This window comes from Kosakonia quasisacchari (assembly GCF_004331415.1).
Taxonomy (GTDB): Bacteria; Pseudomonadota; Gammaproteobacteria; order Enterobacterales; family Enterobacteriaceae; genus Kosakonia; species Kosakonia quasisacchari.
Map to the genome: position 1 here is coordinate 1 of NZ_SJOP01000103.1, position 238 is coordinate 238.

General features: G+C 47.5%; 1 protein-coding gene. It reads right to left on the minus strand.

The genetic code is table 11. From position 1 onward, the window contains the following. Positions 1 to 140: DUF1471 domain-containing protein (locus tag E0L21_RS24885; protein ID WP_131413853.1), on the minus strand; the 140-nt coding region annotated here is incomplete at its 3' end. Positions 141 to 238: the final 98 nt, after the last annotated feature.

A 238-nucleotide genomic window follows, 5' to 3' on the forward strand; every position in this document is an offset into this window, starting at 1 on the left:
CCAGCCTGCTGAGCCTGCGCGGCGATTTTCGCTTCAGCACCGCTCAGAGTGGTATCCGTTGCGGTCACAGACTGTGCAGCGAAAGAACCGAAAGACGTAGCCAGTGCGATAACTGCGACAAATGTTTTGATGCTTTTCATGATATAAATCCTTGCGTTAATTTGTTGGAGTGAGGCGCTTTGCCTCGATGAAATAAATACTAGACCTGTTTACTCACAACAAAAAGCGGAAGGATTTG